Origin of the sequence: Bradyrhizobium sp. SEMIA, assembly GCF_014844175.1 — a bacterium.
GTDB lineage: Bacteria > Pseudomonadota > Alphaproteobacteria > Rhizobiales > Xanthobacteraceae > Bradyrhizobium > Bradyrhizobium arachidis.
Genome location: NZ_CP046601.1, coordinates 4,718,416 through 4,741,082, shown reverse-complemented (window position 1 = coordinate 4,741,082; position 22,667 = coordinate 4,718,416). Strand labels below are relative to the sequence as shown.

General features: G+C 65.0%; 22 protein-coding genes. 10 read left to right on the top strand and 12 right to left on the bottom strand.

Going from position 1 to position 22,667, the window contains the following annotated elements; all coding sequences use genetic code 11:
- Positions 1 to 40 precede the first annotated feature (40 nt).
- The 3 genes from FOM02_RS23255 to FOM02_RS23250 all read left to right on the top strand — a co-directional run bounded on the left by FOM02_RS23255 (position 41) and on the right by FOM02_RS23250 (position 2,520).
- Complete coding sequence (locus FOM02_RS23255) at positions 41 to 661, top strand: response regulator transcription factor (protein WP_027561001.1); 621 nt, start codon at positions 41 to 43, stop codon at positions 659 to 661.
- 174 nt (positions 662 to 835) lie between these two features.
- The gene (locus FOM02_RS47170) at positions 836 to 1,012 is read left to right on the top strand and encodes a hypothetical protein (protein ID WP_416207779.1); all 177 of its coding nucleotides are present in this window, start codon (positions 836 to 838) and stop codon (positions 1,010 to 1,012) included.
- Complete coding sequence (locus FOM02_RS23250) at positions 1,009 to 2,520, top strand: mucoidy inhibitor MuiA family protein (protein WP_416207778.1); 1,512 nt, start codon at positions 1,009 to 1,011, stop codon at positions 2,518 to 2,520. Before FOM02_RS47170 ends, FOM02_RS23250 begins: the two co-directional genes overlap by 4 nt.
- A 36-nt stretch (positions 2,521 to 2,556) precedes the next feature.
- Here FOM02_RS23250 and FOM02_RS23245 read toward each other — a convergent pair whose 3' ends face one another.
- From FOM02_RS23245 to FOM02_RS23230, 4 genes are read right to left on the bottom strand one after another with little or no spacing between them, the layout of a single operon-like run.
- A complete protein-coding gene (locus FOM02_RS23245) occupies positions 2,557 to 3,462 on the bottom strand; it encodes a heme ABC transporter ATP-binding protein (RefSeq protein ID WP_265442150.1) in 906 nt (301 codons plus the stop codon).
- Positions 3,459 to 4,553, bottom strand: coding sequence for a FecCD family ABC transporter permease (locus tag FOM02_RS23240; RefSeq protein ID WP_027560998.1), 1,095 nt, complete (start codon positions 4,551 to 4,553; stop codon positions 3,459 to 3,461). Before FOM02_RS23240 ends, FOM02_RS23245 begins: the two co-directional genes overlap by 4 nt.
- Complete coding sequence (locus FOM02_RS23235) at positions 4,550 to 5,500, bottom strand: heme/hemin ABC transporter substrate-binding protein (RefSeq protein ID WP_027560997.1); 951 nt, start codon at positions 5,498 to 5,500, stop codon at positions 4,550 to 4,552. The genes FOM02_RS23240 and FOM02_RS23235 overlap by 4 nt, the downstream gene beginning before the upstream one ends.
- 6 nt (positions 5,501 to 5,506) lie before the next feature.
- The gene (locus tag FOM02_RS23230; protein ID WP_092216878.1) at positions 5,507 to 5,713 is read right to left on the bottom strand and encodes a hemin uptake protein HemP; all 207 of its coding nucleotides are present in this window, start codon (positions 5,711 to 5,713) and stop codon (positions 5,507 to 5,509) included.
- A gap of 260 nt (positions 5,714 to 5,973) precedes the next feature.
- Here FOM02_RS23230 and FOM02_RS23225 point away from each other — a divergent pair, with 260 nt between their 5' ends.
- The 6 genes from FOM02_RS23225 (at position 5,974) to FOM02_RS23200 (ending at position 11,364) form a co-directional block, all read left to right on the top strand.
- The gene (locus FOM02_RS23225; RefSeq protein WP_027560995.1) at positions 5,974 to 8,316 is read left to right on the top strand and encodes a TonB-dependent hemoglobin/transferrin/lactoferrin family receptor; all 2,343 of its coding nucleotides are present in this window, start codon (positions 5,974 to 5,976) and stop codon (positions 8,314 to 8,316) included.
- A gap of 98 nt (positions 8,317 to 8,414) precedes the next feature.
- Complete coding sequence (locus tag FOM02_RS23220; RefSeq protein WP_027560994.1) at positions 8,415 to 8,750, top strand: antibiotic biosynthesis monooxygenase family protein; 336 nt, start codon at positions 8,415 to 8,417, stop codon at positions 8,748 to 8,750.
- A gap of 29 nt (positions 8,751 to 8,779) precedes the next feature.
- A complete protein-coding gene (hutX, locus tag FOM02_RS23215; RefSeq protein ID WP_027560993.1) occupies positions 8,780 to 9,283 on the top strand; it encodes a heme utilization cystosolic carrier protein HutX in 504 nt (167 codons plus the stop codon).
- A gap of 26 nt (positions 9,284 to 9,309) precedes the next feature.
- Positions 9,310 to 10,086, top strand: coding sequence for a tonB-system energizer ExbB (gene exbB, locus FOM02_RS23210; protein ID WP_027560992.1), 777 nt, complete (start codon positions 9,310 to 9,312; stop codon positions 10,084 to 10,086).
- A gap of 4 nt (positions 10,087 to 10,090) precedes the next feature.
- Positions 10,091 to 10,537 carry a TonB system transport protein ExbD gene (exbD, locus tag FOM02_RS23205; protein ID WP_027560991.1) on the top strand — a complete coding sequence of 149 codons (447 nt, stop codon included), beginning with the start codon at positions 10,091 to 10,093 and terminating at the stop codon, positions 10,535 to 10,537.
- The gene (locus tag FOM02_RS23200; protein ID WP_027560990.1) at positions 10,537 to 11,364 is read left to right on the top strand and encodes an energy transducer TonB; all 828 of its coding nucleotides are present in this window, start codon (positions 10,537 to 10,539) and stop codon (positions 11,362 to 11,364) included. The genes exbD and FOM02_RS23200 overlap by 1 nt, the downstream gene beginning before the upstream one ends.
- A 56-nt stretch (positions 11,365 to 11,420) precedes the next feature.
- Here the strand turns inward: FOM02_RS23200 and FOM02_RS23195 are convergent, their stop codons facing one another.
- From FOM02_RS23195 to FOM02_RS23170, 6 genes are all read right to left on the bottom strand, one after another.
- Positions 11,421 to 12,776: an esterase-like activity of phytase family protein gene (locus FOM02_RS23195; protein ID WP_027560989.1), complete on the bottom strand. Its 1,356-nt coding sequence runs from the start codon at positions 12,774 to 12,776 to the stop codon at positions 11,421 to 11,423.
- 163 nt (positions 12,777 to 12,939) lie between these two features.
- Positions 12,940 to 13,911, bottom strand: coding sequence for an MBL fold metallo-hydrolase (locus tag FOM02_RS23190; protein ID WP_027560988.1), 972 nt, complete (start codon positions 13,909 to 13,911; stop codon positions 12,940 to 12,942).
- A gap of 99 nt (positions 13,912 to 14,010) precedes the next feature.
- Complete coding sequence (locus tag FOM02_RS23185) at positions 14,011 to 14,907, bottom strand: carbohydrate ABC transporter permease (protein WP_027560987.1); 897 nt, start codon at positions 14,905 to 14,907, stop codon at positions 14,011 to 14,013.
- Positions 14,900 to 15,856, bottom strand: a complete 957-nt coding sequence (locus FOM02_RS23180; RefSeq protein WP_027560986.1) for a carbohydrate ABC transporter permease — start codon at positions 15,854 to 15,856, stop codon at positions 14,900 to 14,902. The genes FOM02_RS23185 and FOM02_RS23180 overlap by 8 nt, the downstream gene beginning before the upstream one ends.
- A 139-nt stretch (positions 15,857 to 15,995) precedes the next feature.
- Complete coding sequence (locus tag FOM02_RS23175; RefSeq protein ID WP_027560985.1) at positions 15,996 to 17,345, bottom strand: ABC transporter substrate-binding protein; 1,350 nt, start codon at positions 17,343 to 17,345, stop codon at positions 15,996 to 15,998.
- Between the two features lie 86 nt (positions 17,346 to 17,431).
- Complete coding sequence (locus FOM02_RS23170; RefSeq protein WP_027560984.1) at positions 17,432 to 18,475, bottom strand: C-terminal binding protein; 1,044 nt, start codon at positions 18,473 to 18,475, stop codon at positions 17,432 to 17,434.
- Positions 18,476 to 18,735: 260 nt separating this feature from the next.
- Between FOM02_RS23170 and FOM02_RS23165 the strand changes: the two genes are divergently transcribed.
- Entirely contained in the window at positions 18,736 to 20,421 is a 1,686-nt protein-coding gene (locus tag FOM02_RS23165; protein WP_027560983.1) for a methyl-accepting chemotaxis protein, read from the top strand.
- A 191-nt stretch (positions 20,422 to 20,612) separates the two neighbouring features.
- On the opposite strand, the gene FOM02_RS23160 is transcribed toward FOM02_RS23165, so the two are convergent.
- Complete coding sequence (locus FOM02_RS23160) at positions 20,613 to 21,590, bottom strand: Bug family tripartite tricarboxylate transporter substrate binding protein (protein ID WP_027560982.1); 978 nt, start codon at positions 21,588 to 21,590, stop codon at positions 20,613 to 20,615.
- Positions 21,591 to 21,687: 97 nt separating this feature from the next.
- Positions 21,688 to 22,623, bottom strand: a complete 936-nt coding sequence (locus FOM02_RS23155) for a DMT family transporter (protein ID WP_027560981.1) — start codon at positions 22,621 to 22,623, stop codon at positions 21,688 to 21,690.
- Between the last annotated feature and the right edge of the window lie 44 nt (positions 22,624 to 22,667).

The following is a 22,667-nucleotide window of genomic DNA, read 5'->3' as shown; positions in this document are numbered from 1 at the left end:
TCTCGGACCCATTTGACCAAGACATTGCTGGATCGGGATTATGCCTGGGAACATGCTTTCCAAGGGTGAGGTATTCGTCATCGACACCGACGCCGCCTCCCGCGAACAACTTGCCAACGCGCTCCAGCAGAGCGCGTATGACGTGATCTGCTTTGCCGATGGCGCATCGCTGCTGTCGGAAGCCAAGGCGCGGATGCCCGCCTGCGTGCTCCTGGAGATGCCGCCGGATCGCTCGGCGCTCGACGTGCTCAAGCGCCTGCGCGAGGAAAACTGCATGGCGCCGGTGCTGGTGACCTCGGCGAACGGCAGCATTTCCATGGCGGTCGACGCCATCAAGAGCGGCGCGGCCGACTTCATCGAAAAGCCATTTCGCACCCACGACATCGTCGGCCGGATCGATGCCGCCATCGACGAGTTCGGCCAGCCTGCCTCGAACCGCCAGCGCTGGCTGCCGGGCTGCGAGCCCCTGACCGGGCGTGAAGGCGACGTGCTCGAGCATCTCGCCGCCGGCCTCACCAACAAGGAGATCGCCCGGCGCATGCATCTGAGTGCGCGGACGATCGAGGGCTATCGCGCCAGCATCTTGAAGAAGGCCGGCGCGAAGAACGTGACCGATCTGCTCCGCCGCATCTTCGGCCAGAGCTCGTCCGCTCAGGCCTGATGGCCTTCCGCCGCGGGGCAATGACTTGTTCCGCGGCCATGGTGCGGCCGCAGGCGCGCCCCATGGAAACCTCAATCGAACCGGTTCCTTCGCTGCCGCGTCCAACCATGTTGGCGAGGCATTTGATCGCGCGCGTCCGGCTGGCGGCGCGGCGATACCGGCAGAGAGGAATTCATGCGCATCACCGCAAGATGTTTGGCAACGACGAGCCTGGTTCTGGTGACCGCGGCGTTCGCGTCGCATTCATGGGCCGCCGATGTGGACGCCACATCGGCCATCGACGTCGTTACCGTGTATCCGGATGGCGCTACGGTCACCCGTGTCATCGCGCTGGACCTCGCTTTCCGGTGATTCAACGTTGGTCGGCCAGGGACTTTCCACTTTCGCTCGATCCGTCCTCGCTCCGCGTCGAAGGCGAAGCGGGCGCAAAAATCACCATTGGCGCCATCGACGCGCGAACACCACGCGCGGCGCCGGTCAACCTGCCCGAGCTGGAAAAACGCATCGAGGCCTTGAACGACCAGCGCGCCGATTTGCAAGGCGCGATTGAATCGGCCGCCGCGCGGCGCAAGTTCGCCGAACATTTTGCGGAGGCGTCTCCCGTGGGCATCGGCGAGAAGGGCGAGGCGCGGCCGATCGCCGAGTGGCGCGCGGCCTTTGCCGCGGTCGGCGAGGAAATCGCCAGCGCCGATACCGCCAGCCGCGAGGCCACGCGCAAGATACGCGAGCTCGATCGGCAGATCGCCCAGCTCGAGGTGGAACGCAATGCCAAGCCGCCGAGCAAGCTCGAGGTGCGCATGGACATTGCCGCGACGGCTGCGACCAAGGCGACGCTGCGGGTGACCTATACCGTGCGCAATGCGCGCTGGTTGCCGCTCTACGACGCCCGGCTCGACACCGGCGCGAAGGATCGCAAGCCGCAGCTCGAACTGGTCCGCCGCGCCGAGGTCACGCAATCGACCGGCGAGGACTGGTCGAACGTTGCGCTTGGCGTTTCCACGGTCCGCCTCGGCCGTGGCGGTAGCGCGCCGGAGCTAACTTCGCTCGTTGCGCAATATCCGCAGGTGCCGAAGCCGTTGGCCGGCAAATTGTCGGAGAGCGCACCGGTGCGCTCCGCAATGGCACCTCCGCCGGCTGAGCCTGCGCAAGCCGATCGGGTCCAGCAGTTCCGCTTTGGTGGAGGAACGAGCTTCGGGGAGCTAGAGGCAACCGCCGAAATCGGTGGCTTCCAGGCCACTTTCAAAATTCCCGGCCGCGTCAGTCTCGGCGCCACCGAGGGCGCCAAGAGCCTGCGCATCGCTTCGATGACGGTGCCGGCCGATCTCGCGGTGCGCGCCGCGCCGGTGGCGGATCCTACCGCATTCCTCGAAGCCAGCTTCAAGCAGACCGACGACACGGCGCTTTTGCCGGGCAAGGTCGCGATCTATCGCGACGGCGTTTTTGTCGGCCGCGGCAAGCTCTCTGCCTCTGCCAAGGACGACATCGTGCGGCTCGGCTTCGGCGCCGACGACAAGGTTAGAATCGAGCGTGCCGTGCTCAAGCGCAACGAAGGCTCGGCCGGCCTCCTCGTGACGACGTCGAAGACCGACGAGCGTTCGTTCAAGACGACGATCCGCAACGGCCACGACTTCCCGATTCGCGTGGCGATCGAGGATCAGCTGCCGGTCAGCGAGAACGAGGACATCGTCGTCGAGATGCTGCCCGCGACCACGCCGCCGACCGCAAGCAACATCCGCGACAAGCGCGGCGTGCTGGAATGGTCGTTCGACGCCAAGCCTGGCGAAGTCAAGGACATCAACTTCGCCTGGCGCGTCCGCTGGCCGAAGGACAAAGGCATGGTGATCGCGCCGGCGGGGTAGGGTGCTAGGCGCGAAGGAAGTGCGCTCCCTCTCCCGCTAGCGGGAGAGGGCGGGGTGAGGGCTCTGTCCTCTAGGGGATTGTCCCGTTGCGGAGACACCTCTCCCACCCTCCCCCGCAAGCGGGGGAGGGGGCGCACCGTCATCATGGTCTGCCGCCGCCTGCATCGATTGCGGCAGCACGTAAGGCACGCCGTCATCGCCCGTGTGAACGACGGCGTCGATCTCGAAAATATCGCGAATCCTCTCGCGCGTGACGATGTCCGCGCGCGGGCCGTCGGCGGTGAGCCGGCCGCCATTCAGCACGACGAGCCTATCGGCGAAGCGGATCGCGAGGTTGAGGTCGTGCAGGATGGCGATCACGGCGGTGCCGGCGGCCGCGCGGCGGCGCGCTGCTTCGACGAGGTCGATCTGGTGGCGCAGGTCGAGGCTCGAGGTGGGCTCGTCCAGCAGCAATAATCCCGGTCCGTGCTCGGCCTCGCCGCAGGCGAGCTGCACCAGCACTCGGGCGAAATGGGCGCGCTGCTGCTCGCCGCCCGACAGCGTCGGCAATTGCCGGTCGCGGAAATGCGCAAGACCCACCTCGTCCAGGGCAGCATCGACGAGCGCGCCGGCCTCGCGCGCGCTGCGCTCGCCCGCGCCCATCAGCACGATCTCCTCGACCGCGAAGGGGAAGGTGACGTTGATGTGCTGGGACAGCATCGCGCGGCGCCCCGCAAGCTCACGCGGCGTGTAGCTGCTGATGTCGCGCTGCTTCATCAGCACCTCGCCCGCGCTCGGGCGTAGATCGCCGGAGAGCAGCCGGAGCAAGGTCGATTTGCCGGCGCCGTTCGGGCCGATGATTGCGACCATCTCGCCGGCCGTAACCGTCAGACCGACGTTATCGAGCAGCGTTGCGCGACCGGCGCGCTTGCTTAAGCCCCGCGCCTCGATCACGGCGCTCATAGCGCGGCGAGCCCGCGCTGTCGCAGCAGGATGCCGAGGAAGACCGGTGCGCCGACCGCCGCGGTCAGGATGCCGATCGGCATCTCCGCGGGCGCCACGATGGTGCGCGCCAGCGTGTCGGCACCGACCATCAGGATCGCACCGAGCAGCACTGAAGCGGGCAGCAGCAGGCGGTGCGCCGGCCCGATCACGAGGCGCAAGAGATGCGGCACCACGATGCCGACGAAGCCGATCACGCCGCTGATCGACACCGCAGCACCGGTCATGGCGGAGACCATCACAATCGAGATTTTCTTGAGACGCTCGACATCGACGCCGCCGTGAAAGGCGTCGGCCTCGCCGAGCACCAGCAAATCGAGACCGCGCGCGATGAACGCGCAGGCGGCAAGCCCGATGACGAGGACCGGCGCGAGCACGGCGGCCTTGGTCCAGGTCGCGCCGCTCATCGAGCCCAGCAACCAGAACGTGATGTCGCGCAGTTGGCGGTCGTCGGCGATGAACACCAGGAGCCCGATGCCGGCATTGGTGATGGCGGTGATGGCGACGCCGGCGAGCAGGAAGATCGCGATCGAAGTCCGTCCAGCGCGGCTGGAGATGCCATAGAGGATCGCAGTCGTTGCCAGCGATCCCGCGAAGGCCGCGAGCGGCAACAGCTCGGCCTGGAGGAAGCGCAGCGTCTCGCCGAAGCGCGAATCGGTGAAGACGATCGCGCTTGCGGCCGCCAGCGCGCCGCCGCTGGAGACACCGACCAGCGCGGGATCGGCGAGGGGATTGCGGAACAGGCCCTGCATGATTGCCCCGGCCGCAGCGAGCAGCCCGCCGACCATCGCGGTCGCCGCGATCCGGGGAATGCGGATCGACCATAGCACGAGCTGGTCGCGCGCGGTCATGGCATCGGCGGGTGTGCTGCCGGCAAAGCCGAGCGCCGCCGGCAGACGGGAGAGGGGAATGCCGGCCGCGCCGACCGTTAGCGCAACAACTGCGGTGACGACCAGCACGGCGAGAAGGAGGGGGATCGCGACCGATGTGAACCGACGGCCCGCACCAGCCCGTCGCGAGCTCCGCGCGTCCGCTCCGAACGCCACGCTCATTGGCGGCAATTCGCCGCCGACAAAGCCGACGTGAACGCGCCGCCCTCGGCCAATGTCGGATAGAGTTTGACGGAGAGATCACGCGCCGCCGCCGCCGTACGCGGCCCGAAGCCGAGCAGATAGAGCCCGTCCATGGTGATAAAGCTCTTGTTGGCGGCGACCGGCGTCAGCGCGAAGCCGGGATGGGCATAGACCGCATCGGCCTGGAGCGAATCCTTGCCGCGTTCGATCGAGAGGACGACATCGGGCTTGGCTGCCACGATCGCCTCGTCGCCGATGATCTTGTAGCCGTCGTAATCGTCGACCGCATTGGCAGCGCCCGCGAGCTGGATGATCTCGTCGGCCGCGGTCTTGTGACCGGCAACCATCGCTCGCCCGTTCTGGAGCGACATCACGAACATCACGCGGACCGGCTTGGTCACCTTGGCGCGCAGTGTGCGAAGCTGGGCGAGATCGGCGCCGACTGCGGCGCTGAGGCACTCGGCGCGGGCATCGACGCCCATGGCGTGGCCGACCAGCTTGATCTTCTCGAGCAATCCTTCTTCGGAGAAGGTTTCCGGCACCAGCACCAGCGGCACCTTCGCGGTCTCCAGGATGTCCATTGTCTCGCGCGGCCCTGAGCCCTGGATCGCAAGGATCAGCGTCGGATTGAGCCCGAGCACGCCCTCGGCCGAGATCTGGCGCATGTAGCCGACATTGGGTTTGTCGTGCAGCGCCGCCGCCGGATAGAGGCTCGTGGTGTCGACGCCGACCAGCCGGCTCTCCAGCCCGAGCGCGTAGAGAATCTCGGTGATGGCGCCGCCGATCGAGACCGTGCGCGCATCATCGGTAACCGCAACATCGCGATTGCGTGCATCATGCACCGTGATACCGGCGGCGTGCGCTGAGGAGGCGAGCGCGATCGCGCCTGACAGCAGGAGGTTTGCGAGGGTGCGACAAAATGTCATTGCGATCTACTTCGTCAGGATCAGCTTGTTCTGCGAGGTCAGACGAAGGCGATAGCTGTCCTCGCCATGGGCGATGATGATCTCGCGCTCCGCCGCAAACAGCTCGCGGCTGTCGATCCGGCTCCCTCGCATGGTGAGGGTTCTCGTTGTTGCAGAAGGGCTTTGGGTCGGCCCTGCCGCATCGCCGCTATTGTCTCCGGACGCTGCCGACATGGTCGTGTGATGCGCTTTCGAATGCTTGAGTGCTGCCTGTTGTATAAGCGGCGCGAAGCGCATTCCAACGGCCGCAATTTACAATCGATATAAACTGCAACCTGATGTCATTGACCGCCTGAGTGTTGCCACGTAACCAATTGTGACAGCGGACAGCAGGTCCGCGACTCGAGAAAATCAGCCAGCCAGTCGTTCGCTTTGCGAACGCACGCCAGCCAAACGACTCCAAAAACTGAAGTGAAGTGCAGGCTGGGGCTGATATGGCTGACGGGGCTAGGTATTCGCGCGCCCTGATTTTGGGCGCGTCGGTGGTTTCAATGGCGGCGGTGATGCCGGCAAGCGGCTTTGCGCAGACCGCATTGGCGCAGACTGAAAACGCGTCACCGAAGCAGGCCAAGCGCAAGCCGTCCAAGCCGCAAGTTGCGCAGCAGGCAACCCCCGAGGCCTTGAACGCCCGCGCCCAGGCCGGCGGCACGGCGCCGGTTCAGGTGCTCGATACCATTACTGTCGCCGCAACGAAGACCAAGGAGCGCGCGATCGATGCGCTCGCGCCGGTCAGCTCGATCTCGCTCGACCAGATTCAGGGGCTTCAGCCGAACCGGCTGTCGGATATCTTCTATGCCGTGCCCGGCGTGTCGTTCCAGGAGCGCGGCGATGATCCCGCGACCGTCATCAACATCCGTGGCTTGCAGGATTTCGGCCGCGTTGCCGTCGTCGTTGACGGCGCGCGGCAGAACTTCCAGCGCACCGGCCACAACGCCAACGGCTCGTTCTTCCTCGATCCTGAATTGATCGGCGGCGTCGACGTCGTGCGCGGCCCGACCGCCAACATCTACGGCTCGGGTGCTATCGGCGGCCTGGTCTCGTTCCGCACCAAGGACATCAACGACGTGCTGCGTCCCGGCGAGCGCTGGGGCGTCGATCTCTCCGGCTCCTACGGCACCAACAATGCGCGCGGCCTCGGCTCGGTGTTCGGCGGCGTGCGCGCGACGCCCGACGTCGACATCTTCGGCGGCGCGGTCTACCGCACGCAGGGCAATTACAAGGACGGCAACGGCACCGAGATCGGCAACACCGGCAACCAGGTCGAAGCCGGGTTGCTGAAGCTCACGGTGCGCCCCGCGCTCGGTCACGAGGTCAAGTTCGGCGCCACCTTCCAGGACTATCAATACAATATCGGCCAGTTCAACACCGGCCCGGTGGCGACCGCGGCCCAGCGCGCGCTCTTCCAGGGCTCGTCGGTCTATGCGTCCGACGTCAAGAACTACACCGGCACGCTGACCTGGAACTACTCGCTGCCGAGCGACAATCTGTTCGACTCGCACGTGTCGGTCTATGGCAACCGCACCGATCAGGATCAGACCAAGACTTATCACTATTCGACCGCGGGCGCGGCCTTTTGCGGCGCCGGCAATTTCGGCAACAACATCTCGGGCTGCGTCGGCGACAAGCGCGGCTACACGCTGAACACGGTCGGCTTCGACGCCAACAACACCACGCGCTTCAACGTCGGTGACTGGCGCAATGCCGTGACCTACGGGGTCGATGCGTTCCAGGACGACGTGATCACGACCGACAGCCGCGGCAACTCCAACATCACGACGCCGAGCGGCATCCGCACCGTGTCGGGCGGCTTCCTGCAGCTCAAGCAGAACTACAGCACGTGGTTCGAGGCGGTGAGCGCGATCCGCTATGACCGCTACAATCTGCAGTCGGGCACGACCAATACCGGCGGCGACCGCTTCTCGCCGAAGATCACGCTCGGCGTCACGCCGGTCGCGGGCTTCCAGCCCTATGTCAGCTATGCCGAAGGCTATCGCGCGCCCTCGATCACCGAGACCGTGATCTCCGGCGCGCATGCCACCGGTGGCAGCCCGGCCTTCTTCCCCTGTCCGGATGGCACAAGTGGCCTGTTCTGCTTCCTGCCCAACCCGAACCTTCGCCCCGAGGTCGGCAAGAACAAGGAAGTCGGCTTCAACCTGAAGTACGACAACATCTTCACCGCATCCGACTCGTTCCGCGGCAAGATCAATCTGTTCCGCAACGACGTCAGCGACTACATCGATCTCGTCGCCTCGGCGCCGGTCCCGGTGCCGCCGTTCGGCTCGTTCAGCCAGTACTACCAGTACCAGAACATCGCCAATGCCCGCATCGAGGGTTTCGAGGCGGAGACCATGTACGATGCCGGCGACTGGTTCATCGGCGTCGCTGGTCACTACATCAAGGGCAAGAACGTCCAGACCAATATCGGGCTCGCTACCATCACCCCGACCAAGGTCGTGACGACCGGCGGTGTCCGCCTGCTCGACCGCAGCCTGGTGCTGTCGGCGCAGTGGGCGTCCTACGGTCCGAACAACGACATCCCCGCCGGCTATGTGCCTTCGACCGGCTACGATCTGATCAACCTCTACATGACTTACGCAGCGACCAAGGACATCGTGTTCTCGGCCTCGATCGACAATCTCCTGAACCAGTACTACCGGCCTTACGCCATTCCCGGCAGTTCGACCGACGGCACGTCGCAGAACGACGTGCTGTGGACCAGCCCTGGACCGGGCAGGGTCTACAAGGCCGGCTTGAAGATCCACTTCGGAGGTGCGTGAGCCAAGAGGCGCCGCAACATCGCCAATTCCGCCGGGCCGCGCTGATGCTCCAGCGCGGCTTCGGCGCGTTTTCGTCTTGAGAAGAAGGAGAGACTTTTATGTTCATCGCCATGAATCGCTTTCAGGTGAAGCTCGGCTCGGAAGCCGCATTCGAGACCGTGTGGCGCACCCGCGAGTCCTATCTCGGCAGCATGGCCGGCTTCGTTGAATTCCATCTGCTCAGGGGACCGGTCCTCGAGGACCACACGCTGTACTCCTCCCACACGGTCTGGGTCGACAAGGCCGCCTTCGAGGCCTGGACGCGGTCGGAGGAATTCCGCCGCGCTCATGCCCGCGCCGACAACAAGACCGGCGAAAGCCTCTATCTCGGCCATCCCAAGTTCGAAGGCTTCGAGGTCATCATGACCGAACGCAAGGCCAACGCGGCCGCTTAAGTTGCGGCCAGCTTGATGAGGAGCCGGACATGCTGAGCACCGATCTCGCCGAGCTCAAGGCGTATATGGCCGACAATCCCGGCGCGGTGATCGAGGACGTTGCGCGCGAGCGCAAGGTCACGCCGCGTGCGGTGATCGAGGCGCTGCCGTCCTCCATGGTCCGCATCGGCGGCGGCGCGCATTTTGCCGCCGCCATGCAGGACATCGCACAATGGGGCGAGGTCACGCTGATCGTCCACACGGACGATGCGATCTTCGAGTTCACGGGCAGCATTCCCGCGGGCGAGATCGGTCGCGGCTATTTCAACCTAATGCAGCCGAAGGGCCTGCACGGCCATCTCCGCCACGAGCGCTGCGCCGGCGTCGCCTTCGTCGAGCGTCCCTTCATGGGCAAGACCTCTGCCTTCGTCGCGTTCGTCAATGCCGACGGCGGCATCATGTTCAAGGTGTTCGTCGGCCGCGACGAGACGCGGGCGCTGCGAGGCGATCAGCTCGCGCGGTTCCGGCAGCTTGCGGACCGCATCGCGGCGTAGCCTCTTTCTATCCACGGGAGATCAGGATGCAGGGCATGTCCAGGCTTCGGCAAATGATCGTAACAATCGCGCTGGCGCTTGCGCCGGCACCGGCCTTCGCGATCGACGAGGCGCTGCTGCCGCGCAATCTGTCGCCCTGGGGCATGTTCCTCGGTGCCGACATCGTCGTGAAGACGGTGATGGTGGGGCTGGCCGTCGCCTCGCTGGTGACGTGGACGGTTTGGCTCGCCAAGAGCATCGAGCTGCGCCGCAAGGGCGCGCTGGCCCTGTGGCGCACGCGCGCGCTCGAAGGCAATATCAGGCTGGCGGAGGCCGCCGAACGGGCCGGCGATGCGCATGACGCGGTCGCCCAGCTGATCCAGTCCTGCGCAAAAGAGGCGGAGCTCTCCGGCGGCGTCCTCGACGACGGCCTTCAGGAGCGCGTCGCGCTGCGGCTGGAGCGGGTCGAGGCGGCGATGTCGAGGCAAATCGCGCGCGGCACCGGCGTGCTTGCGACCATCGGCGCCATCGCGCCGTTCGTCGGCCTGTTCGGTACCGTCTGGGGCATCATGAATTCCTTCATCGGCATTTCCGAGAGCCACACCACCAGCCTTGCGGTGGTCGCGCCCGGCATCGCGGAGGCGCTGCTCGCCACCGCGCTCGGTCTCGTCGCCGCGATTCCGGCGGTCGTGATCTACAATCACCTTGTCCGAGGCATCGCCAACTACCGCGCGCTGCTTGGGGACGCCTCGGCGCAGCTGATGCTGCTGGTCAGCCGGCAGCGCGACCACCGGGAATTCCGTTTGGCTCGGGCGGCGGAATAGGGCCATGGCTGCGAAGCTCGGCGCGCGCACCGGATCGTCGCTGAGGCGCGGCGACCCCGGCGATCTCGACGTCACCCATGAGATCAACGTCACGCCGTTCATCGACGTGATGCTGGTGCTCTTGATCATCTTCATGGTGGCGGCCCCGCTCGCCACCGTCGACATCGGCGTCGAGCTGCCGGCAACCGCCGCCGAGCCGCAGCCGCGGCCGGACAAGCCGACCTTCGTCACGGTGAAGCCGGATCTCACCGTCGCCGTCGGCGAGGACACCATGGCGCGCGAGGGTCTCGCCGCGGCGCTCGAGGCCGCCACCAAGGGACGCAAGGACGAGCGCATTTATCTCCGCGCCGACAAGGCGGTGAGCTATGGCGACCTGATGGAGGTGATGAACACCTTGCGCAATGCCGGCTATCTCAAGGTCGCTCTGGTCGGCCTCGACGGACGCAGCTGATGGCCGCGAACGCCTTTGCCCTGCACGAGCCGCTTGGCGAGCGCGAAACCGCGCGGTGGGGAGCATCGGCTGCGGTGATCGTGGCGTTGCATGTCGCCGCCGCGCTGATCGCGATGAACTGGATCAGGTCGCAGCCGGAGCAGGGCGTCAGCCTGCCGGCCATTCTGATCGACATGACGCCGGAGACGTCGGCGCCGCAGTCGACGCCGCTGGACATCGCGCCTGGGCCGCTGATGCAGCAGGCGGATGCGTCGCCGCCGGAGCCGATGCAGCAGCAGGTCGTCGAGGAGATGATTCCGCAGACGCCGCCGCAGGAAAAGCCGGACGTGGTTGCGCCGCCGGAAACGAAGATCGAGCCGGTTCCGCCGAAGCCGGAGCCGGCGAAAGTTGTGCCTGTCGAGAAGCCGTTGCCGGCGAAACCCAAGGTGGTTCGCCCCGACGCAAGGAAGCCATCGGATGCGACGCCCGCGCCGCGCACCAGCGCACCACCGCGCGCCGAGCGCGAAGCTCCGATGGCATCAGCCGTCAATGCGGGCTCGGTCGCTTCGGCGATCGCAACCTACAATCAACGGGTTCGCGCGCACCTGATGCGCTTCCACCAATATCCGGCAAGCGCCAATGGCCAGAAGGGCGTGGCCAGGCTGAGCTTCACCCTTGGCCGTGGTGGGCAGGTCTTGTCCAGCCGTCTCGGTGGCTCGTCTGGCGTCGCGGTCCTCGACGCCCAGGCCATGGCGATGTTGCGCCAGGCGCAGCCGTTTCCGCCGGTCCCGCCCGAGATCACCTATGCGACGGTCCCGATCAGCATCGGCGTGGCGTTCGGGTACTAGGTGACTGTCGGTAAGCTCCTCTCCCGCGCCTAGCGGGAGAGGAGCAGGGTAGTGCCTTACTTCGCCTTCAGGAAATCGGCGACTTCGAGCAGCATGAATTCGTCGTCGTCGGCCTTGTTGGGATCGCGGCTGGACGAGAACGGCAGATTGTTGTCGTTGCCGACGATGATATGGGTGTCGTCGACGCGATCGACGTTCTCAATGGTGAAGAACGGGAAGGTGTAGACGCCGTCGTTGAGCGGCTTCCTCGCCTTCTTGTCGGGGTCCTGGATCTTCAACAGGTCGATATAGCCGATCTTGCGCACGGGCTTGCCGACATTGGCGTCGGAGAGCTCGATCTTGTAGATGCGCTTGAACTTGGCGATGTCAGGGAAGCAGTTCTCGCCGCGCTGGCCTTGCGGGCAGGCCTTGTCGGCGGTGCCTTCGCCATTGTCACGTTCGATGATCAGGCCGGCCGTCGGGTCGATCATGTTGAAGTCGCCGATGGCGTTGCCGTTCTGCTCGAACACATATTGCCAGTAGCGGCCGGTGAACTTCTCGGCAGCGACGTCGAATTCGAGGATGCGGGAGGCTTCCTTGCCGTCGACCTTCTCCCAGTCCTTCTTCTCGGCATCCCACAGCGGCCCCTCGAGCAGGCCGTAGAGGAACTTGCCGTCCTTCGAGGACGCAAAGCCCTCATAGCCCTTGGAGCGGCGCAAATTGACGTTGGTGTAGGTCTGGCCCGGCGCGCCCGGCGTTGCCACCGCCCAATTGTCGGGCGAGCGCACCGGCTTGCCGTCGGCAACCGTCTCGAACACGCCGAGGATCTTGCCGGTCTTGTCCGCCTTCAGGATGTAGGGGCCGAACTCGTCGCCGATCCAGAAGACGTCGCCGATGATCTGGAAACCTTCGGTGTCAAAGTCGGAGCCGGTCAGGTAACGCTTCTGGGTGTCCTCATGCACGATGCGGAACGGCACCTTCTTGTCGGGATCGTGCAGGAAGACGGTCTCCTGGCGCTCGATCTTGCCGCTGGCCCAATCCATCTTGTAGCGGTTCAGATACAGCATCGAGTCCGGCGAGTTGGCGCGCGCCCCCATGCCGTTGTCGGTGATCACCCAGTAGCTGCCGTCGGCCATGTGCTTGATGCCGGAATGGCCCTGGAGAGGCTGGCCCTTGAACGGCAGCGAGACGCCGGTCGGACGCTCATAGGACTTGCCCATCACGGTGCCGAGCGCGTCGACGCGCTTGCCGGTGGTGTACTTGCCGGAGGTCTTGAGGTCGGCGGGCGCATCGGCCGGCGCGTCGATGAACGACTCGGCCGGCATGACCACGTGGCCGGCGAGCTTGGCCGGGAATTCGCCCTCGTTCTGGGCGAGCGCGGTGCTCGCGGTGAGAATGATCGTTGCGACGGAAGCAAGAAAGGTCGCGCGCATGTGCGTCTCCTGTTAGCGGACGACGCCTTATGCGGATCGCATATTGCAGTTTTGTGAAGCCGGACCAAACGCCGCAGCGCGCGTTTACTCCCTTACCGCGCGGCGCGCGATGGGCTGTAACAGTCGGTCGCAACGAGCGCGCGGCGCGCCATCGTGGCCATCTCTACACGCCTTCATAGACCAGTCGGGTGAAGAAGCCGGGATCGATGACGAACTGGCCCCATTTCGCGTCGAACGCGGCGGTCGGCTTGGCGGCAACGGCCTCGTCACGCGTTTTTCCCTGTTGCTTGAGATTGCCGACATTGTCCCGGATCGCGACCAGCATGTCGCGGAATTCCTGCAGTTCGGCCTTGTTGCTGACGGGCTTGCCGTGACCGGGAATGATGATGGTGTCGTCTTTGGCCACTGCCAGATTGGCGTCCGACGCCGCAATCATGCCGTTGATGCCGCCACCGGTCGAATAGTCGATAAACGGATAGATGCCGTTCCAGTAGGTATCGCCGACATGAAGGATGTTGGCCTCGGTGAACATCACGGAGATATCGCTATCGGTATGCGCAGGCCCGTAATATCTCAGCGCGAGCGACGCGCCGTTGAATGTCAGATCCTGGTTCTTGGTGAAAACGTCGACCGGCACAGCGTCTGACGGTGACGGCAGGAAGACGTAGTCCCAGTCCTCGACGCGCTGGATGCTGGCGAGATGCTTGCGGGTGTTTTCGTGGGCGATGATCTTCGCGCCTGCGGCATGCAGCCATTCATTGCCGTCGGCGTGGTCGAAGTGCCAATGCGTATTGATCAGTCGCGCGACCGGCTCGCTGCCGAGCTCGGCCAGCGCCTTGCTGAGCTGCGGGCGAGAGACGCCGATGCCGGCATCGACCAGGAGCTTGCCGTCGGGTCCGGTGAGGACCGCGATGTTGCCGCCGGATCCTTCGAGCACGCTGACATTGCCGCGCAGCTTGTAGGTCGTGATTACAGCCTTTGCCGCGCTGTCCTTGATCAGGCTGACGATGCCGCGGGCTTCCGCGAAGGCCTGCCGCGGCGTGAGCCATCCGGCACCGGCGGCGAACGCCGCGCCGCCGAGGCAACACATGCAAAAGCCGCGACGCGACAAGGAGTGGAGCTTTTGCGGTCCCATGCAATCCTCGCCTTCTCAAGCGACGATCAATGGTGCCAGTATTGGATACCGCCGTCTATCAGGATTGCACGATCGAATGCGTTCCTGCGCAGCCGCGGTTTACTCCTTTACCGCACCGGTCAGCGAGGACACGTAATAATCCACGAACAGCGAGTAGAAGATCGCGACCGGCAGCGAGCCGAGCAGCGAGCCCGCCATCAGCGCGCCCCATTGGTAGACGTCGCCGGTGACCAGCTCGGTCAGGATCGCGACCGGTACGGTCTTGTTGGCGCCACTCTGGATGAAGGCGAGCGCGTAGATGAACTCGTTCCAGGACAGCGTGAAGGAGAAGATGCCGGCCGAAATCAGGCCGGGCACGGCGAGCGGCAGCGTGATCCGGCGCAGGATCTGCAGCCGCGTGGCGCCGTCGACCAGCGCGCATTCCTCGAGCTCGTAGGGGATCGACTTGAAATAGCCGATCAGCAGCCAGGTGCAGAACGGCACCAGGAAGGTCGGATAGACCAGGATCAGGGCAAGCGGCGAGTCGAACAGGCCAAACTGCACCACGACGGTGGCCAGCGGAATGAACAGGATCGACGGCGGCACGAGATAGGCGAGATAGATGCCAAGGCCGACATAGGGACTGCCGCGGAAGCGCAGGCGCTCGATCGCATAGGCGGCGAGCGTGCTCGCGACCAGCGACAGCGTGGTCGAGCCGACCGCGACCAGCATCGTCGTCTTCAGCCAGCGCGGGTAGGAGGTGTTGAACAAGAGGTGCTTGATATGCGCCAGCGTCGGCGAGGAGATCCAGAACGGATTATGGTCCTTGTAGTTGAGCAGCTCCGCGTTCGGCTTGAACGAGGTGATCGCCATCCAGTAGAACGGAAACAGCAGGATCAGCACGAAGCAGCCGAGCGGCAGGTAGATCATCATCAGCCGCCGCAGCCCGGAATCCCAGGCCATGGTGTCGGGAGCGGCCTTGGCGACGGCAGAGCCTTGCGCGACGGTATCAGTCATTGCTCTCTCCCTGCTGCCATTTGCGGCGCGCCAGGCCGAAATAGGAGAACACCGTCGCGAACACCAGGAACGGGATCATCGACACCGCGATCGCGGCGCCTTCGCCGAGCTCGCCGCCGGCGATGCCGCGCTGGAACGCCAGCGTCGCGAGCAGATGGGTCGAGTTGACCGGGCCACCGCGGGTGATGGCGTAGACCAGCTGGAAGTCGGTGAAGGTGAAGATGATCGAGAAGGTCATGACGATGGCGAGGATCGGCATCATCATCGGGAAGGTGATGTAGCGGAAGCGCTGCCAGGCGCTGGCGCCGTCGAGCATCGCGGCCTCGTAGAGCGAGGGCGAGATGGTCTGGAGGCCCGCCAGCAGCGAGATCGCGACGAAGGGAATGCCGCGCCAGATGTTGGCGGCAATCAGCGAGAACCGCGCCGGCCAGGGCGAGCCGAGGAAGTCGATATTGCTCGATCGCCAGTGCAGCACGTCGACCAGCAGATAGGAGATGATCGAGAATTGCGGATCGTAGATCCACCAGAACGCCAGCGCCGACAGCACCGTCGGCACGATCCAGGGTAGGAGCACGATGGCGCGCAAGAGGCTCTTGAATGGAAAATGGTTGTTGAGCAGCAGCGCGAGCCAGAAGCCGAGTGCGAACTTCCCGAAGGTCGCCACCGCCGTGTAGAACACGCTGTAGAACACCGCGTTCCACCACAGGGGATCGGTGAGCAGGTACTGGAAGTTCTCCAGCCCGATGAAGATGCCGCGCTTGCCGATCGTGGTGTCGGTGAAGGCGAGCCAGATGCCGAGGCCGAGCGGATAGGTCAGGAACACCGCCAGCAGCCCGATCGCGGGCGCAAGGCACATCACGATTAGGAACGGCTTGTAGTCGAACAGCCGCACCAGCCAGGACGGCTGCCGCTGCGCGAGGGCGGAAGAGTGAAGGGTGGTCACGGACATCAGGTCGTTGTCCTGTCGTTGAAGATCACCACACCGTCATTGCGAGCGAAGCGACGCAATCCAGGCTGTCGCCGTAGCTACAGTCTGGATTGCTTCGTCACTTTGCTTCTCGCAAAAGCGGTTGCCTTGTCGTACGGCACTACCGGCCCTGCCGCCGGAAGTACCGCTTGCAGCGCTGTTCGGCTTCGGCGGCCGCAGCTTCCGGCGTCGCCGCACCGGTGGCGACCGAGGCGAACATCTGCACCGTCACATAGTCCGCGCGAACAGCGCCGGTGGCGGTCGAGATCGGACCCTTGTAACCGGCGTAATAGGTGCTGTTCATGGTGTCCTTGAAGATCGCGACCTTTGGATCGCCCTTCCACACCGCCGCATCGGCATAGGCCGCGAGCGGTTGCGACCAGTAACCGCTGTTGGCGTTGAGCCACGGCTCATACTGGTCCTTCTCCAGCATGAATTGCAGGAAGGCCTTTGCCGCGTTGGGATAGGGGCTGTGCTTGAACACCATCGCGTTCAGCGTCAGTCCCGACATCGGCGACCTCGGCGCAAGACCTTTCGGCAGCAACTGATGCTCGGAGTCTTCGGCGATGGCAGCGGTCGCCGGATCGTTCTTCAGCGAGAAATACAGCGAGACGCCGTTCGCGGTGAGCGCGATTTCCTGCGAGGAATAGGCGCGGTTGTTGCTGACGTCGTTCCAGGACGGCGTGCCGGCGATGAAGTTCGGAAAGAGCTCCTTGACGTAGTTCAGCGCCGCGATGGTTTCCTTGCTGTTGATGGTGACGTTGCCGTCCTCGTCCAGCAGCGCGGCGTTGTGCGACCACATCATCCAGTCGGCAAAGCCGTTGCCGTCGCCGACGGCGTTGCCGAGCGCAAAGCCGGCAGGCTTGCCGGCCTTGTGCAGCTTCCTGCAGAGATCCAGGAGCCCGGCATGGTCTTCCGGCGGCTTGTCGAACCCGACGGATTTGAGGATCGACTTGCGATAGATCAGGGGACCTGCGGTGGCGCCGAACGGGAGCCCGATCCAGGTATCGCTCTTGGCCTTCTTGCCATAGGCCTTCGCCAGGTTCTGCCAGCCGCCATATTTCTTGCCGAGATAGTCGGCGACGTCGGTGAGCTCGATCAGCTTGTCGATATAGATGTGCGGCGCGTCGGAGAAGCCGATGATGATGTCGGGGCCGGCGCCGGAATTCGAGGTCACCGCGGTCTGCTGGTTGATGTCCTCCCAGCCGACGAAGTCGACCTTGACCTCGACGCCTGTCTCCTTGGTGAATTTCGCCGCGTTGGCGCGGAACACGTCCTCGTCGGCCTGGACGAAGCGCACCGGGCGCAGCATGCGTAGCGATGCGCCTTTCTCGATCTCGAGCTTGGGTGCCGGAACATCGGCAGCTTTGATAGTGGATGGCTGTGTTTGCGCTGCAGCACCGGTGGCAGCGAGCGTTGCGGCGGACAGGCCCAGCGCCAAGGCGTCACGACGTGTAAGGTCGTTCCTCATCAGTTCCTCCCTGTTGTCGTCCCTTCCCGGCGTTGATCGCCGGTGAAGGGTCTCTTCCGTCTGTGGCGCCTGTGCGCGCCGTCCGCCTAGCTGTTCGGCCCGCGATCCATGCTGACGGGCTGCCAGCGGCGGAGCGCGGTGTCTTGCAGCACCGACGGATTGACACAGCTTACCGGCCACATGCCCTGAAGCACCAGTGACAATTCGTAGCCCACGCGGCGCTTGCGCGCCTCGTCGAACCGTGCCGAGGCCGAGGCGACATGGGCGGTCAGGGTCACGTTCTCCATGCTGAGGATCGGGTTGTTGTGCGAGGGCGGTTCCTTCTCCAGCACGTCGAGCGCGGCGTGCGCGATCCAGCCCTCCTGCAGCGCCTTGATCAGGCTCTCCTCGTCGACCGTGGCGCCGCGGCCGGTGTTGATGAAGATCGAGCCCTTCTTCATCTGCCGAAAGTGCTTCTCGGTCAGCATGTGATGCACCTCGGGCCTTGCCGGAGCGTGCATCGAGACGAAGTCGGATTGCGACAGCACCTCGTTCAGCGTCGCCGGGATGACGCCGTGGTCGTACATCAGCGTCTCCTGGATGAAGGGATCGTAGGCCATCATGCGCAGGCCGAACGGCGCTGCGCGTTTCGCAACCGCGCGCGCGACGCGGCCGAACGAGACGAAGCCGAGCGTCTGGCCCATCAGCCGCGGAATCTTCAGGAGCGCCGGCCGGCCCTCGGCCCAGCGGCCGTCGCGCACCATGCGGTCCTGCTCGACCAGACGGCGGAACCCCGCGAGCAGCAGCATCATGGCGTGGTCGGCGACCTCCTCGATGAAGGTGTCGGGGATGTTGGTGACGGGAATGCCACGGGCGGTGGCGGCCTTGACGTCGACGCTGTCGACGCCGACCGAGCCGAGCGTGATGACCTTGCAATTGTCCAGCGCGTCGATGATCGACTTGGTGATCGGGATGCCCTTGGCGTAGATGGCGTCGGCGGTCTTCGCGGCGGCGATGAATTCGGCCTCGTTGGCGGGGGCCTCGACGATCTCGGCGTCGATCGGATCGAGCGCCTCGCGCTCGTAGGAATAATCGCTGCCCGCGACCGTGAAGCTCGCGCCCTTCGGCGTCACCACCCTGTATTTCGGCATGTCTTGCTCCCGATTTGGTTTGTCGGTTCTTGTTGCGACCCGGCCTTCTTGAGCGGGCCTTTGCGTCTTTTACGCGAAATCGATGCGAGCGCGTACAATTCCCGGTTGTCCGTCGCGAGGATTTTTGCCGATTTCAGCGGCATGTTCCGGGCTTCTACGGAGGCACGTAAGTAACTTGCTAAGGGGTCTCACACTAAAAGTTGATTCAATTTGTATCGATTCACTCGCGTGCCGTATCCCTTTCTCGCCGGAGCCATCCCGTGAAGTTGAGCAATCTGAAGATCGCCCCCAAGCTGGGCATCCTTGTCGGCGTCACCCTGTTCGGTCTGTGCATCTCCGGCGTTCTGGCCGGGTACCTGATGAAGCAGGAGATGCTGAGCGCCCGTATCGAGCAGACCAAATCGATCGTCGATCTCGGACGCAATTATGCGGCCGCGCTGAAGAAGCGCGTCGACGCCGGCGAGATGACGAAGGACGCGGCCATGGCCGAGCTTCGCCGCTACGGCAACGCGATGACCTACGACAACGGCGCCGGCTATCTGTTCGGCACGTCCTATGACGGCATCACGCAGCTCGCGCCCGATCCGAAGCAGATCGGCACCAACCGCATGGACGTCGTGACCAACGGTCGCAAGCTGTCCGTCGAGCTGATGGACGGCGTCAAGGCCAACGGCTCGATCCTGCTGCATTATGAATATGTGAAGCCCGGCCAGGAGAAGCCAATCCGCAAGATCGGCTATGCCGTGGCCGTTCCCGGTTTCGACATGTATCTCGGCACCGGCGCCTATCTCGAGGACATCGATGCCAAGATGGGGCCGGTCTACTGGATGCTCGGCTTCGCCATGCTCGGCATCGTCATCGTCGCCGGCAGCGTCGCCTGGATGATCGGCCGCAGCATCAGCCGTCCGCTCGCTCTGCTCGGCGCCCGCATGAAGGACCTCGCCGACGGCAAGCTCGAGGGTGATATCCCCGGCGTCGGCCGCGGCGACGAGGTCGGCGCGATGGCGTCCACCGTCCAGATCTTCAAGGACAACGCAGTGCGCATCCGCGACCTCGAGAAGACCGAGGCGGACGCCAAGGAACGTGTCGCGGCGGAACGTCGCAGCGCGATGGAGGGAATCGCCAACGACTTCGAACGCAGCGTCAACGGCATCGTCCGCTCGGTCTCCTCGGCCGCGGCGGGCATGCAGTCGACGGCGCAGTCGATGACCGCGACCGCGAGCGATGCCTCCTCGCGAGCGGCCACCGTCGGCGCGGCCTCGTCGAAGGCCTCCGGCAATGTCGGCACGGTTGCCGCCGCCGCGGAAGAGCTGTCTAGCTCGGTTGCGGAAATCTCCCGCCAGGTCACCCGCTCGACCGAGGTGGCGAGCAAGGCCGTCAACGACGCCGAGCGCACCAACGCCACCGTCCAGGTGCTCTCCTCCGGCGCCGAGAAGATCGGCGAGGTCGTCAAGCTGATCCATTCGATCGCGGCGCAGACCAACCTGCTCGCGCTCAACGCCACCATCGAGGCGGCGCGCGCCGGTGAATCCGGCCGCGGCTTCGCCGTCGTCGCCTCCGAGGTCAAGGCGCTCGCCAACCAGACCGCGAAGGCGACCGAGGAGATCTCGGCGCAGGTGGCGGCGATGCAGACCTCGACCAGCGACGCGGTCGCGGCCATCACCGGCATCACGCAGACGATTGCCGAGATGAGCGAGATCACCGCCGGCATCTCCGCCTCGATCGAGCAGCAGGGCGAAGCCACCCGCGAGATCGCCCGCAACATCCAGTCGGTCGCGGCCGGCTCGAGCGAGATCAACGCCCATATCGGCAGCGTCACCTCGGCTGCGGAGGCGACCGGCACGGCGGCCACCGACGTGCTCACCAACGCCCGCGAGCTGGATCACCAGTCCGGCGCGCTGCGCAGCGCGGTGGACGGCTTCCTCGCCAAGGTCCGCGCGGCGTAAGTTCTTGCACTGAATTCGTAGGGTGGGCAAAGACGCGAAGCGTCTTGCCCACCTTTTCTTTTTGAACTTTGTCAGCTGTCATGCCCCGCGAAGGCGGGGCATCCAGTACGCCGCGGCCCATCGGGTCAATCACTGCCGTCTCGGAATACTGGATCGCCCGCTTTCGCGGGCGATGACACCTTCCTAGAACGCTACTGCTTCTCGATCCCCGCGTCCCGGATCAGCCGTTCCCACAGCACCAGCTGCTCGTTTACGAACGTACCGAGCTCCTCCGGCGTGCCGGAGAACGCGTCCATGCCGAGGATGGCAAGCTGGGCCTTGATCTCCGGCTTCTCGACGATCTTGCGGATCTCGGCATTGAGCCGCGTCACGATCTCCTTGGGCATGCCGGCGGGGCCGAAATAGCCCTGCCATGAGGAGATGTCGAAATCAGGCACGCCGGCCTCCTGCATCGAGGGCAGGCTCGGGATCAGCGGCGTGCGCTCCTTGGTGGTGACGGCGAGCGCGCGCAGCGCGTTGCCCTGGACGTGGGGCAGGCCGGTGAGGATGTCCACGAACATCATCGAGACGCGGCCGCCCATGACGTCGTTGAGCGCCGGCGGCGAGCTCTTGTAGGGCACGTGCAAGAGGTCGAGCCCGGCATTGTGCGCAAAGGTCGCACCCGACACGATCGCCGAGGACGAGCCCGAGGCGTAACTCAGCTTGCCCGGATTGGCCTTGCCGTAGGCGACGAGCTCGGCGACCGTCTTGGCCGGCACGTCGGGGTGGATCACCAGCATGAAGGGCAGATCGCCGGTCCGCGCGATCGGCGTGAAATCCTTGACGGGATCGTAGGTCAGGCTCTTGAGCAGATAGGGATTGGCCGAATGCGTGGTGTTGGTCGTCACCAGCAGCGTGTAGCCGTCGGGCGCGGCGCGCGCGACATAGGTCGCGGCGATCATGCCGTTGGCGCCGGCCTTGTTCTCGATCACGATGCCGACGCCGAGCGCCTGCGACAAATGCTGCGAGATCAGCCGCGTCGTGGTGTCGGTGCCGCTGCCGGCCGCGAACGGCAGCACCAGCGTGATGTTGCGGCTCGGCCAGGTATCGGCCTGCGCGGTGGACGCGGCGGCGAGGCACAGCGCGGCGGTGCCGATCGTGCGCAGGTTTCGAAGCAGCCCTGAAAGCATGTGTGGTCGTTCCCTCATTTTCGTTGGCGGGGAACCTAGCCGGTCCACATCAAAATCGGAAGACGGCAGGCAGGCGCAGCGCGCCCGCGGCGCGGAATTACTTCACCGCAGAGCCCTGGCGCGAGGCGATCACGACGCCGGCGAGCACCAGAACGTAGCCGATCAGATGAAACGGCTGCAGCTTCTCGCCGAGCAGCAGGATCGCCATCGCCGAGCCGAACACCGGCACCAGATGGAAGAACGGCGCGGCGCGGTTCGGGCCGATCAGCGCGACGCCGCGGTTGAAGAAGAGATAGGCGAGCGTCGAGGGGAAGATCAGGATGTAGCCCAGCGTCGCCAGCGTCACGGTGTCGAATTGCAGCACGCTGCCGCTCCAGGTCTCCCAGATGGCGGCCGGCAGCAGCATCGTCGCGCCGCAGCAGGTGGTGAAGGAGAGAAAGGAGAGCTGGTGGATCTTCGGCCGGCGCGGGATGAAGGCGGAATAGAGTCCGAACGCCACCAGCGAGGAGGCGAACATGAGGTCGCCCCTGTTGAAGCTGATGCCGGCGAGCGCGGCGAGATCGCCGCGCAGGATGATGATCAGTACGCCGAGCAACGAGATCGCGATGCCGGCGAGCTGTCCGCCGGTCAGCCGCACGCCGAACAGCACCAGCGACCACAGCGCCACGAACAGGGGACCTGCCGACTGGATCAGCAACGCGTTCAGCGCCTCCGTGTACTGCATCGCCCAGTACGAGATCGCGTTGTTGAAGGCAAAGCCGACCAGCGACAGGAACAGCATCAGGGGCAGGCTGTTGCGCAAGGCGGGCCAGTCGCGCTTCAGATGCGGCCAGGAGAATGGCAGCAGGATCAGGAACACGCCGAACCAGCGGATCGTGGTCACTGTCAATGGCGGCACATGCGCGCCGACATGGCGCGCGAGCACGATGTTGCCGGCCCAGAACAGCGAGCTCAGGCTGAGCAGCAGGTAAGGCTGGTTGTTGAGCCAGCTGGCCGGATTGGCGGCCGGTGGCGCGGGCGAAGCAATCGTCATGGGCGTTCGATACGAGCTTGCGCCGGATCGCCGTCATGACACAA